The 11,677-nt window shown below is 60.5% G+C and carries 10 protein-coding genes; 6 read left to right on the forward strand and 4 right to left on the reverse strand.

The genetic code is table 11. The features are described 5' to 3' along the window. Nucleotides 1-75: 75 nt before the first annotated feature. Together DNK59_RS04040 and DNK59_RS04045 are read left to right on the forward strand one after the other, a co-directional pair. Entirely contained in the window at nucleotides 76-756 is a 681-nt protein-coding gene (locus tag DNK59_RS04040; RefSeq protein ID WP_110722355.1) for a Fe2+-dependent dioxygenase, read from the forward strand. Between the two features lie 3 nt (nucleotides 757-759). Next, nucleotides 760-1,548, forward strand: coding sequence for a tetratricopeptide repeat protein (locus DNK59_RS04045; RefSeq protein WP_110722356.1), 789 nt, complete (start codon nucleotides 760-762; stop codon nucleotides 1,546-1,548). A gap of 164 nt (nucleotides 1,549-1,712) precedes the next feature. Here the strand turns inward: DNK59_RS04045 and DNK59_RS04050 are convergent, their stop codons facing one another. Further along, entirely contained in the window at nucleotides 1,713-2,777 is a 1,065-nt protein-coding gene (locus tag DNK59_RS04050) for an IS630 family transposase (protein WP_110722357.1), read from the reverse strand. A 699-nt stretch (nucleotides 2,778-3,476) separates the two neighbouring features. Here DNK59_RS04050 and DNK59_RS04055 point away from each other — a divergent pair. The 4 genes from DNK59_RS04055 (at nucleotide 3,477) to DNK59_RS04070 (ending at nucleotide 7,950) form a co-directional block, all read left to right on the forward strand. Next, the gene (locus tag DNK59_RS04055; protein WP_110722358.1) at nucleotides 3,477-4,139 is read left to right on the forward strand and encodes a DUF1120 domain-containing protein; all 663 of its coding nucleotides are present in this window, start codon (nucleotides 3,477-3,479) and stop codon (nucleotides 4,137-4,139) included. An 86-nt stretch (nucleotides 4,140-4,225) separates the two neighbouring features. Continuing rightward, complete coding sequence (locus tag DNK59_RS04060; protein ID WP_110722359.1) at nucleotides 4,226-4,924, forward strand: fimbria/pilus chaperone family protein; 699 nt, start codon at nucleotides 4,226-4,228, stop codon at nucleotides 4,922-4,924. Between the two features lie 43 nt (nucleotides 4,925-4,967). Further along, nucleotides 4,968-7,340 carry a fimbria/pilus outer membrane usher protein gene (locus tag DNK59_RS04065; RefSeq protein WP_256596290.1) on the forward strand — a complete coding sequence of 791 codons (2,373 nt, stop codon included), beginning with the start codon at nucleotides 4,968-4,970 and terminating at the stop codon, nucleotides 7,338-7,340. Nucleotides 7,341-7,350: 10 nt separating this feature from the next. Next, nucleotides 7,351-7,950: a fimbrial protein gene (locus tag DNK59_RS04070; RefSeq protein WP_256596291.1), complete on the forward strand. Its 600-nt coding sequence runs from the start codon at nucleotides 7,351-7,353 to the stop codon at nucleotides 7,948-7,950. 65 nt (nucleotides 7,951-8,015) lie between these two features. Here the strand turns inward: DNK59_RS04070 and DNK59_RS04075 are convergent, their stop codons facing one another. The 3 genes from DNK59_RS04075 to DNK59_RS04085 form a co-directional block, all read right to left on the reverse strand. Then, nucleotides 8,016-9,179 (reverse strand): type III PLP-dependent enzyme, encoded by a 1,164-nt coding sequence (locus DNK59_RS04075; protein ID WP_103740907.1) that lies wholly within the window; start codon nucleotides 9,177-9,179, stop codon nucleotides 8,016-8,018. Nucleotides 9,180-9,854: 675 nt separating this feature from the next. Beyond that, complete coding sequence (locus DNK59_RS04080) at nucleotides 9,855-11,012, reverse strand: betaine/proline/choline family ABC transporter ATP-binding protein (protein ID WP_110722361.1); 1,158 nt, start codon at nucleotides 11,010-11,012, stop codon at nucleotides 9,855-9,857. Beyond that, the gene (locus tag DNK59_RS04085) at nucleotides 11,009-11,662 is read right to left on the reverse strand and encodes an ABC transporter permease (protein WP_110722362.1); all 654 of its coding nucleotides are present in this window, start codon (nucleotides 11,660-11,662) and stop codon (nucleotides 11,009-11,011) included. The genes DNK59_RS04080 and DNK59_RS04085 overlap by 4 nt, the downstream gene beginning before the upstream one ends. Nucleotides 11,663-11,677: the final 15 nt, after the last annotated feature.

Genomic DNA, 11,677 nt, shown 5'->3' on the forward strand with positions numbered 1-11,677 from the left:
CATTCGTCACCGGGTTTTACACAGTCAATAAGAATCAATATCATTGACGACCTTTCGCTGCTCAGGTACCTGGCCATGTTGCTGCACATCCCCGGCGTGTTCACCCGTGATGAAGTGGGGCGCATCCGTGAAGCCCTGGAACAGGCGGACTGGGCGGATGGCAAGATCACCGCCGGTTACCAGTCGGCCAAGGCCAAGCACAACCTGCAACTGCCCGAGGGCCACCCGCTGGCTCAGGAAATCGGTGCGGCGATGCTCGAACGCTTGTGGCAGAACCCGCTGTTCATGTCCGCCGCCCTGCCGCACAAGGTGTTCCCGCCGCTGATCAACTGCTACACCGCCGGCGGCAGTTTCGACTTCCATATCGACAACGCCGTGCGCCAGCCCAAGGGCAGCCCGGAGCGGGTGCGCACCGATCTGTCTTCGACCCTGTTCTTCAGCGACCCCGAGGACTATGACGGCGGCGAGCTGGAGATTCAGGACACCTATGGCCTGCAGCGGGTCAAGCTGCCGGCGGGGGACCTGGTGCTGTACCCCGGCACCAGCCTGCACAAGGTCAACCCGGTGACCCGCGGCGCCCGCTACGCCTCGTTCTTCTGGACCCAGAGCCTGGTGCGCGAGGACAGCCAGCGCGCCTTGCTGTTCGAGATGGACGGGGCGATCCAGGAACTGACCCGGGATGTGCCCGAGCACCCTTCATTGATCCGCCTGACGGGCAGCTACCACAACCTGCTGCGTCGCTGGGTCGAGGTGTAAGCCGTGACTTTTCAACTTCGCCGCGAGGAAGTCCTCGATGGCGCGCAACTGAGCGCCATGCTCGAAGAGAGCCCGACTCGCGCCGCCCAGGCGATCCTGGTGGCCGCTGGCGAGGGCCTGGTGGAAGCCCAGGCGCTGCTGGGGCAGATCCTCCTCGACGGCCACGGCATCCAGCAGGATCAGGCCCTGGCCTTGCGCTGGTTCGAGATCGCCGCCCAAGGAGGTCATCTGATGGCCCGCAACATGCTCGGGCGCTGCCATGAACACGGCTGGGGCTGCCCGGCGGATGCCGCCCGCGCTGCCGGGCACTATCGATTGGCCGCCGAAGCGGGGCTGGATTGGGGCCTGTACAACTACGCCAACCTGTTGGCCACCGGCCGTGGCGTGGTGCAGAACCATGCCCTGGCCCTGGCCTGCTACCGCCGCGCGGCGGACCTTGGCCATGCCAAATCGATGAACCTGCTGGGGCGTTACCTGGAGGAAGGGCTGGTGTGCCCGGCCGACCCCGAAGCCGCGCGGGACTGGTATCGGCGTTCAGCCGAGGGCGGAGATTTCCGTGGACAGTTCAGCTATGCCGCGGTACTGGCCGATGCCGGGCGGATCGACGAGGCGGTGGATTGGCTGAAACAGGCCCTGGCGGGCGGCAATCTGAATTTCCTGCGAGTGGCCCGTGTTGCCTTGCTCGATGCCCGGCATCCCGAGATTCGCCAATTGGCCCAGGCCTATCATCGACGGGCGGCGGAGCTGGGGGATGAGCAGGATATTCAGCGGCTTGCCGCCTGCCCGGTCTAGAGGCGCACAACGGGCGCACGTTGAATCGATCCTGGCGATGAGCATTTTGCGTGACCGCACTCAGGCAATTGATTGTCCGCTGCCGCCGGGGCAGGGCAGCAGCGATTACGGCGCCGTGTTGGTGGCGAGTAATGCATGGCCCTGCGAGCGGTTAATCCGGCAGCTCATTCTTTTTGGTCTCTCGGTGTGGCGTGGTTTACCGCGCGGCTGGTTGGCCCTGCCATTTTGTGCCACTGAAATGGCGTGGCTGAACGCTCATCGTGAGTGTCGACAAACTGACCAATAGCCGCCTCCAGTTCGGCCAGGCTGGTGAGGGCCGTGCGGCACGGTACGCGTTTTTCCAACTGCGAGATCCAGCCCTCCGCGGCGTTGAGCCACGTGGCACTGGTCGGCGCGACGTGCAGCCTGAAACGCGGATACTTTTCCAGCCAGTGCTTGATGGCTGGGGTTTTGTGTATCGAGCCGTTGTCCAGGACGACATGCAGGTCAAGCGTCGCAGGCGTGGAGCGCTCGATGTGCCGCAGAAAAACCAACAGTTCTTTGCTCCGGTAGCGTTGGCTGGGGCGATCGTTCACCTGGCCTGTCAGGAGGTCGAATACGGCATACAAGCGACGCTTGTTATCCGGCGAGCGTCGCCCAAGTTGAGGGCAAGGCGGGCGCATCGTCTGCGTGCGGCTCAGGGGACGGATCTGCGACTTCTTATCGACTGAAAGCACAATGGCGTTGTCTGGCGGGCTCAGGTAAAGCCCGACGATATCGACGACCCTGTTGGCAAAGTGCGGGTTCTGGCTGATGTTGAATGTCTTCAAGCGATGGGGCTCCAGATCCGAAGCCGCCCAGACCTGGCGCACCTGCCAAGTCGTGACGGCGGCGTATTTGGCCATCAGGCGCACGCTCCAGTGCGCGGCCTCGCGAGGCACGCGCTGGGTGGTCAAGGTGAGAATCTCCCTGGTTTTTTGAGTGCTGAGCTTTCGGGGCTGACCACTTCGCGGCAGATCATTCAAACCCTCAAGGCCGGCCTCCAGATAGCGCTTTCGCCATTTGAACACCATGGGCGCCGAGACCCTGAGTTGCTGGCTGACTTCTTTGGGCGTTAATCCATCAGCCAACAACAGCAGGATTTTGGCCCGCATTCCCAGACGCTGGGCCAATGAACCCATTCGTGACCAGCCTTGTAATGTGGCCTGGTCGGCTAGCGTTAATACGAATGAGGCGGCTGGTTTAGACATGTGAACTATCGCTCCGTGATGTCGAAGTTGAGTCGGTTTGTCGGGCTTTTAGATAAATGAATTAAATATTCGTGACGTTGAAAAGGTCTTCAGACGATATTTTATGTTGTTATTGGTTATCGAAATAGTTGTAGGTTTTCAAATGTTCGTTTCATTTTTTTGTTGTTGTTCCAGGGGTGAGCTAGAGGTTGTGGGGCTCAATGCGAGAGTTTGTTCGTTTCGTGTGCTGGTATGTTTGGTAAGTATGTTTACTCATTAAGCAAGTTGGGTCTCTTTGCCGATTCCGGCAAGTAGGTATCCCCGTGCTTTTAACTTAGCACGATCGTCGTACCTAGGAGTGATGAGCAGAAAGTGCGGCTCAGTAAACTCCATGTTTCAATACGGATTTTATGCCGTAGCCCATCAGGTACGCGGCTTTTCGAGGTTTTTGATGATTCTGTCTCGCGCTCTTTATCCCTGCATAACATGCTGCAGACCTTCTGCTTTGAGGGATGCAAGAGGTAACGGATATGGCTGTCTTGTTCAGTTTTCAGGTGATTCTTAAAAGCGTTCTGGCCGCTCGTATCCAAGTAAATGTTTGGAGTAGGATGCGCCCCGTATCACCTGATACATGGAAGTAAACAGCAGAGCTCTGTGCAATATCTATCACTGTGTCCTAGGCAATTCTGCTTGTCGGGCATTTACGGAAAGAGAACTACAATGATCAAGGCAATTAAAAAAACTACCTGTGCGCTGGCTGTTCTGGCAGCCACTTCTGGTGCTGTTATGGCTGATAGTGTCGATGTAAGAGTTATCGGTTCTATTCAGCCTTCTGCGTGTAAACCTAGCCTGGCTGGTGGGGGTACTCTGGACTACGGCATCATCACTCCTCAGTCTCTTAAAACCAGTGACTACACCATCCTGGACAAGAAACAAGTTCAGTTAGCCATCACCTGCAGCGCACCCACCAAGGTTGCCCTTGTCTCTCGGACTGGCCGTCCTGGAACCGCGCTTGATGCGATGCTTCAGAGTCCCCAGGACATCGCTTATGCTCCTGGCGATCTTGGTTCAGCGTTTGGCTTGGGCCTGGCTAACGGTAAGGCGATAGGTGGATATAACCTGTTTTTGAACGATGTGACGGCTGATGGAACTGCTGTTCTAACCATTCGTCAGCATGACGACAAGACTTGGGGCTCGGTCGATGGCAACTTAGTCCATGGATCCATGCAGTCCTGGACCACAGGCGGCAATCAGCCGGTCAGCTTCACCACACTGAGCGGCACGATTAGCGCGCAGGCATACATCAACAAGGCCTCCGAACTCGATCTTTCCAAGCCTATCCAGCTGGACGGCCTGGCGACCCTGGAGCTGGTCTACCTGTAACTGTCCTCTCGACCGGGCCTCTGCGCCCGGTCTCTTTTCGGTCGTGTTTGACCGTTATCGTGATACTCGATGTGGACGATCTACGCATGAACCTATCTGCTTTTTACGCGGCCATAGGCACCGCGCTGTGGCTGGTGTCGGCCGCTGCCCAGGCCACGGGCGTTCTGCCCGAATCTTCAGTGGTTATCGTTGAGGAAAGTGATGGCGAAGGCGCCATCAACCTGAAAAACACCGATGCCTTTCCGGTTCTTCTGTTGACCTCCTTGTTGGATATCGATGAGGACAAAGAGGCGCTGCTGAGCGTCACGCCGCCGGCGGCCAGGGTGGAGCCCGACAAGTCCCAGCGTGTGCGCTTCATGCTCACCAGCCAGGCACCGCTTAAAACCGAGCGCCTCAAGCGCGTGGTCTTTGAAGGCGTGCCCCCGCAGAAAAAGGGCGAGAGTCTGATGCGCATGAACGTGCGCCAGAATCTGCCCGTTCTCATTCGTCCCGCGGGGCTGGCGCGTGATGAAGCACCGTGGAAACGCTTGGTCTGGTCCTTCAAGGCCGGTGTGCTGAGCGTCAACAACCCTTCGCCCTATGTGGTTCGCCTCGGCCAAGGTGTGAGCACCCTGCCAGACGGCTCAACCTGGCAGTTGCCACACAGCTACGTGTTGCCGGGTCAGCAACTGACGCTGGAGGCTCAAAAGCAGGGCGCCACCGGCACGCCGGGCGCGGTGCGCATTTCGCCGGCCACCACTTGGGGCTTTACCGTTGACAGCTATGAAGCGCCGTTGACGCTATAAAGTGACCGTTCAACATTTCAGGCTTTTGTGTTGCATCTCCCTAGTGTCGTGGGCCGCCGGCTGCATCAACACCGCCGGAGCCGTCACTGCCAAAGACGACTATGACAATCTCAGCTTCGATACCGGATTACTCGGCGTGCATGGGGTGGACGCCAGCATCTCCGAGCTGTTTCGTCATGCACCGCGCTTCATGCCGGGTGATAGCAGCGTGGTGCTGACGGTGAACGGCAGTAGTCGGGGGCGGATCAAAGCACGCTTCGATGCTGAGGGAGCCTTGTGTGCCAACCGGGACTTTCAACGTCAGGCCGGGCTGGTGTCGCCCCCCGGATATGCCCAGAGCATCGCCTGCTTCGACCTGCTGCGCGCCTGGCCTGAGGCTCAAGTGCTATCCGATCCGGGCGAGGGCAAGCTCAGCCTGGTCGTGCCCCCCGAGGCGCTCAGTACATCAAGCGCTGAGACGGGCAACTGGCAGCACGGCGGCATGGCCGGGATGCTCAACTATGACAGCCAATACATGACGTCTTCAGGAGGCGCCGGGGCGATCAGCTTTGCTCAAGTCGGCACCGAGGCGGGGATGAATGCCGGTGACTGGATCATGCGTAGCCGCCAAACCTTCAGCCGCTCCAATGGCCTGGATCAGATCAGCCATCAGAATGCCTATGCGCAGCGTAGCTTTGCCGGGATTAAAAAAGTGCTGCAGGTCGGTCAGGTCAGCCTATCCAACTCGCTGTTCGGGACGGGTCAGGTGCTGGGTTTCCAGATGTTCCCCGAGTTGGCGCTGACCAGCGCTGAGGGCGGCGCGGGCCTGGTGGAGGGCGTGGCGCAGACACAGTCCGTGGTCGAGGTTCGTCAATCCGGCGTGCTGGTGTATAGCACTGTGGTGTTGCCGGGTCCTTTCCGTTTGCAGGGGTTTTCTTTGCTCAATACCCGCTCCGATCTGCTGGTCACGTTGACGGGCAGCGATCGACAGGTGCAGCAGTTTACTGTTCCGGCCTCCCTGTTGCAGATGCGCTCGCCGTTGGTTGCGCCGGGCTTTTCGTTCGGCCTTGGCCGGCTCGACCAGCAGGATGGAGCGTCCCCCTTAGTAGGAACGGTAGCCACGGGATGGCAGTTGACGCCGTACGCCAGCCTCAATGCCGGGGTGTTGGGCGCAACCTCTTATCGCGCCGCATCAATGAGCCTGGACAGCCAATTGCTGAGCCCGACTCACCTCGGCCTGCAGACCTCCCTGGCTCAAGATGTGGAGCATGGCAACAGTGGCACGCTGCTGTCGGCCACGCTGAACCACAGCTTGAGCGAGCAGGTGGGCATCAACTTCAATGCCAGCCAGTACGGCGCCGGATACCGCGAGTTGAGCGATGCCTTGCAGCGTGGCCCGGAAAGCGATGTGGGCAGCCGTGGCCGTTTTCAGTGGGGCAGCGGCGTCAGTTGGTCGGCAGGTGACCTGGGCCGTTTTTCCCTATCTTGGGCGCGCGCCACTTCTGGTCAGAGCCGCAGTGATTATTTGCGTAGCAGTTGGAGTCGTCCGCTGGGCGACGGCTACCTGGGGGTCAGCCTTGAGCGCAATAGCGGTTCTTTTGGCGGTCAGTCGGATCAGCGCCTGCACGTTACGTTGAGCATGCCTCTGGGGGCAGGGCGCGATCTCCATAGCTATATGAGTAGGGTCAACCGCAGTACCCGGGCCGGCGCTCGCTACCACGACCGTACCCACCAAGACTGGGGGTGGAGTCTGAGCAGTGATCGCGACCTGAACGCTCGCCGCACCTCAGTCGGCGGCAACCTGGATGTCGTGACCCCGGTCAGCCAGCTCGGCATCAACCTCGGCCGCGACAGCGACAACTACAGCAACTGGTCGGTACGTGCCAGCGGCGCAGCGGTGCTCCATGAAGACGGATTGACCCTGTCGCCCTACCGCGTTGCCAACACCTTCGGCATTGCGCGGGTGGGAGAGGAGCCGGGCGTGCGGCTGGATACACCCTCGGGACCCGTGTGGACGGACGCTCGGGGCTATGCGGTGCTGCCGACGCTCAATGGCTACCGTCGTTCGAGCATCCAGGTGGATACCCGCAGCCTGGCCAAGAACGTCGATATCGGCAATGCCTGGCAGGAAACCGAAATGGCCCAAGGCGCCATCGGCCGCTTGGATTTTGAGGTGATGCGCACGCGGCGTGTGTTGGTCGCGGCGAGCATGGACAACGGCCAGCCCGTGCCCCATGGCGCCAGCGTATTTGATGAGGCCGGACAGCTGGTGACCGTCGTCGGTCAGAACGGCAGTGTCTTTGTGCCGGACGCAAGCCCGGGCATGGCGCTGGAGGTGCAAAGCTCCGGCAAGACCCTGTGCACGATGGCCATGGATCTGCCGGAGAGGGGCGAGGCGTCGGGCTTTTATGAGAATGCAGCGGCAGTGTGCCGTTAAGGAGAAGGGGATGAGTGTGTTGGCTTGCCGATGGGCGCTGGGGTTATTGATGGCTGCGGGTTATGCCCATGCCACAGTCTTGGGGCCCTTGCCTGGCGAGCAAGGCCAGGTGCCGTCGCCGTTGCCGTCCGACCCGCGTTGCACGATGACGATCAGTCATCCGGTAGTGGATTTTGGCGTGATGTCGCGTGGGCAGTTGCAGGAAATTCCGGGCCAGGGCCTGAGCCCTGGCATCCGCTCACTGAGTCTGAGCGTTGTCTGCCCCTACGCCCGGGCCATCAAGCTGCTCGTGCAGGGGGACGGTCGTGAGCAGGGGGGGATGCGCTATGGAAAAGACGGTTTCACCCGGTTTCGTCTGCTGGACGTGCAGGTGGACGGCCACGCCCAGGAATTGCGGGCATCGACGCCGGAAGGCGCGATCGCAGGTTCTGGTCAGGGGCTGGTGTTGATCGCAGGGCAACAGTTGGCCCCGGTGGCGCGGGATCAGTGGGTCGAGGGCCGGACACTGACCGCGCGCCTGGAGATACAGCCGGTGTTGTCACCTGCGCAGACACGGGTCAGCCACTGGGAGCGCAGCGAATCGACCTTGACCCTGACGCTGGTCAATTAGCTAAAAAGCCCATGACCGGTCATGGGCTTTTCTTGCAGCTTGTCGCTAACAGCTTGCAGCTGCCTTTAAACGTAGAAGGCCTTCAGCGGCGGGAAGCCGTTGAATTCCACCGCGCTGTAGCTGGTGGTGTAGGCGCCGGTGGACAGCCAGTACAGGCGGTCGCCGATGGCCAGGTTCAGCGGCAGGCCGTACTTGTAGTTCTCGTACATGATGTCGGCGCTGTCGCAGGTTGGGCCGGCGATCACCACTTCTTCCACTTCACCTTTCTTCTCGGTCCAGATCGGGAACTTGATGGACTCGTCCATGGTTTCGATCAGGCCGGAGAATTTGCCCACGTCGGTGTAGACCCAGCGCTCGACGGCGGTGCGGGATTTGCGCGCCACCAGCACCACTTCGCTGACCAGGATGCCGGCGTTGGCGATCAGCGAACGGCCCGGCTCGAGGATGATTTCCGGCAGGTCGTCGCCGAAGTCTTCCTTGAGGAAGCGGATGATTTCCTCGGCGTAGGTTTCCAGGCTGTTGGTGCGGGTGATGTAGTTGGCCGGGAAGCCGCCACCCATGTTGATCAGCTTGAGTTCGATGCCGTCTTCTTCTTTCAGGCGTTCGAAGATCACCTTGACCTTGGCGATTGCTGCGTCCCAGACACTGATGTCGCGCTGTTGCGAACCCACGTGGAACGACACGCCGTAAGGCACCAGGCCCAGGTCGCGGGCGAGGATCAGCAGGTCCATGGCCATGTCGGTCTGGCAGCCGAATTTGCGCGACAGCGGCCAGTCGGCGGTGGTGGAGCCTTCGGTGAGGATGCGCACATAGACTTTCGAGCCCGGGGCGGCCTTGGCGATGTTGCGCAGGTCGGCTTCGGAGTCGGTGGCATACAGACGCACGCCCTTCTCATAGAAGTAGCGGATGTCCTTGGACTTCTTGATGGTGTTGCCGTAGCTGATGTTGGCCGGGTTGACGCCGCGGCTCAGCACTTTGTCCAGCTCGTAGATCGAGGCGATGTCGAAGCTGGAGCCTTTTTCGTGCAGCAGGTCGATGATCTCGACGGCCGGGTTGGCCTTGACCGCGTAGTAGACCTTGGCGAATTCGAAGCCGGCGCGCAGGTCATCGTAGGCCTGGGCGATCATCTGGGTGTCGATGACCACGAATGGGGTTTCTTGCTTGTCGGCGAAGGCCTTCATTTTTTGAAAGGTTTCGCGCGCAAAATAGTCTTCGACGTTAATCGACATGCGTTGGGAGCTCCTGATGGCAAACGTTGCTAATCAATGGGTGTAAGGCTGTGCCGTGAGGCGCAGCCTTGTGAACGTCCTCCGTATCCCCACTTTGGTTCGCCTACTTCCCAAGGCATGTCGCCGAAAGCAAAAAGGCCATGGGCAATCTGCCCTTGGCCTTGCTGTCTCGTCGTCAGTACTTGAGCCGGATGGATCGTTTCCAGCATGGACGTTCGGCGCGAACTTTAGGCGGTGAGGGGCCTGAGATCAACAAAAAATGTCGCGTTTTTGCACTTGTCTGACGTGCGTAAACGACACCTCTCTTTGTAGCCGACACAGATGACGGACAGATGTTCCCGAAGAATTCGCCAGTGTTAAAAATACCTGCACGTTCGCTGCTTTTGCGTGCTAGTTGGCCGGTAAGTATGAAAGCGTCAACATCGGCGACGTTAGCGGCGAGAGGATGGTGTGAGGGGGATTTTGGCTGTTTCGGAAGGTGTCGCCGGACAGCTTTGACCGTGGCGGCTGTTGATATTTTTTTCCGGCGCGTTGGCGGGCAAAAAACCGTGTGGCGAGGGGGCTTGCTCCCCCGGGCTGCGCAGCAGTTCCACTCTTGTTTGCCAAGAGGGGCCGCTTCGCGGCCCAGCGGGAGCAAGCTCCCTCGCCACAGGTTGGCTGTTGGCTATTTATTGATCAGGCGACCACTGTTTCAGCCGGCGAGACGATATTGGTCTTCATTCCCCGCGAACGCCCGGAGCTCAGGTAGGCGGCGATGGATTCCTGAGTCACCTCACCCAGGAACACCCGTTCGGCATCCAGCACCGGCAGCCACGAACGGTTGAACTCGTACATGCGCGACAGCAGGATCCGCAGGTGTTCGTCGTAGGCGGCGGTGGCGTTGAATTCGCGCAGGAACTGGGCGCAGGTGCCGGTCTGACGGTATAGGTCGCGACGACGTACATAGCCCAGGGCCTTGTTCTCGGCGCAGGTCACCACCACATGGCGGCGGTCGTGTTCGTCCATCAGGTCCAGGGCTTCGGCCACCGGGGTTTCCGGGCTCACCGACGGGGCGTTGTCCGCCGCGTCTTCGGCCTTCACCAGCAACAGGCGCTTGAGGGTGCTGTCCTGGCCGACGAAGTTGCTGACGAAATCGTCTGCCGGGTGCGCCAGCAGGGTGTCCGGGTGGTCGATCTGCAGCAGCTTGCCGGCGCGGAAGATGGCGATCTTGTCCCCCAGCTTGATGGCTTCGTCGATGTCGTGGCTGACCATGATCACGGTCTTGTTCAGCGCCCGTTGCATCTCGAAGAACTCGTTCTGGATCATCTCGCGGTTGATCGGGTCCACCGCGCCGAAGGGTTCGTCCATCAGCAGCAGCGGGGCGTCCGCCGCCAGGGCGCGAATCACCCCGATGCGCTGTTGCTGGCCACCGGACAGTTCCCGTGGGTAGCGATGCAGGTACTGCTTGGGTTCGAGCTTGATCATGCTCATCAGCTCGCGGGCGCGGTCGTGGCATTTCTGCTTGTCCCAGCCCAGCAGGCGCGGCACCACCACGATGTTTTCCTCGATGGTCATGTTGGGGAACAGGCCGATCTGCTGGATCACGTAGCCGATGTTGCGGCGCAGGGTCACTTCGTCGAGGTCGGTGGTGTCTTCGCCGTTGATCAGCACCTTGCCCGAGGTGGGCATGATCAGGCGGTTGATCATCTTCAGGGTGGTGCTCTTGCCGCAGCCAGACGGCCCGAGGAACACGCAGATCTCGCCTTCATTGACGGTCAGGCTTACGGAGTCAACGGCGGTGATGGTCTTGCCGTTGCTTTGGAAGGTCTTGGTCAGGTTTTGAAGTTCGATCATTTGAGCAGTCCTTTTGGAGTCAGCGAGCGTTGCAGCCATTGCAGAAGCAGGTCGGCGAAGATGGCCAGGAGACTGACCAGCACCGCGCCGACGATCAGCATCGACATGTCGCTGCGGCTGATGGAAGCAAGAATGAGTACGCCCAGGCCGCCGGCGCCGATGGTGGCGGCGATGGTCATGACGCCGATGTTCATCACCACGGCGGTGCGCACCCCGGCGAGGATCACTGGCACCGCGATCGGCAGCTCGACCATGCGCAGGCGCTGGCCGAAGGTCATGCCGATGCCGCGGGCGGCTTCGCGGATGCCCGGCTCGACACCGGTCAGCGCCAGGTAGGTGTTGCGCATGATCGGCAGCAGGGAATAGAGGAACACCGCAGTGATGGCCGGCAGCGGTCCCAGGCCCTGGCCGAACTTGGAGTAGAACGGCAGCAGCAGGCCGAACAGGGCGATGGACGGAATGGTCAGCAGCACGGTGGCGCTGGCCTGCAACGGGCCGGCCAGGGCCGGGAAGCGGGTCATCAGGATGCCCAGGGGCACGCCGATGACTATGGCCAGGGTCACGGCGATGCCCACCAGGGTGATGTGCTGCCAGGTCAGGTGCAGGACCTGGGCCCAATCGAGATGGGAAAAGGCGTTCAAGAATTCCATGTCTTCTCCTCTCTA

The organism is Pseudomonas sp. TKO26, assembly GCF_003225665.1.
GTDB classification, from domain to species: domain Bacteria; phylum Pseudomonadota; class Gammaproteobacteria; order Pseudomonadales; family Pseudomonadaceae; genus Aquipseudomonas; species Aquipseudomonas saponiphila.

What these genes read in the sequence shown, in the direction of transcription:
- DNK59_RS04040 (WP_110722355.1), top strand. Translation starts at nt 76, where the DNA reads ATGTTGCTGCACATCCCCGGCGTGTTCACCCGTGATGAAGTGGGGCGC.
- DNK59_RS04050 (WP_110722357.1), bottom strand. Translation starts at nt 2,777, where the DNA reads ATGTCTAAACCAGCCGCCTCATTCGTATTAACGCTAGCCGACCAGGCC.
- DNK59_RS04055 (WP_110722358.1), top strand. Translation starts at nt 3,477, where the DNA reads ATGATCAAGGCAATTAAAAAAACTACCTGTGCGCTGGCTGTTCTGGCA.
- DNK59_RS04060 (WP_110722359.1), top strand. Translation starts at nt 4,226, where the DNA reads ATGAACCTATCTGCTTTTTACGCGGCCATAGGCACCGCGCTGTGGCTG.
- DNK59_RS04070 (WP_256596291.1), top strand. Translation starts at nt 7,351, where the DNA reads ATGAGTGTGTTGGCTTGCCGATGGGCGCTGGGGTTATTGATGGCTGCG.
- DNK59_RS04075 (WP_103740907.1), bottom strand. Translation starts at nt 9,179, where the DNA reads ATGTCGATTAACGTCGAAGACTATTTTGCGCGCGAAACCTTTCAAAAA.
- DNK59_RS04080 (WP_110722361.1), bottom strand. Translation starts at nt 11,012, where the DNA reads ATGATCGAACTTCAAAACCTGACCAAGACCTTCCAAAGCAACGGCAAG.
- DNK59_RS04085 (WP_110722362.1), bottom strand. Translation starts at nt 11,662, where the DNA reads ATGGAATTCTTGAACGCCTTTTCCCATCTCGATTGGGCCCAGGTCCTG.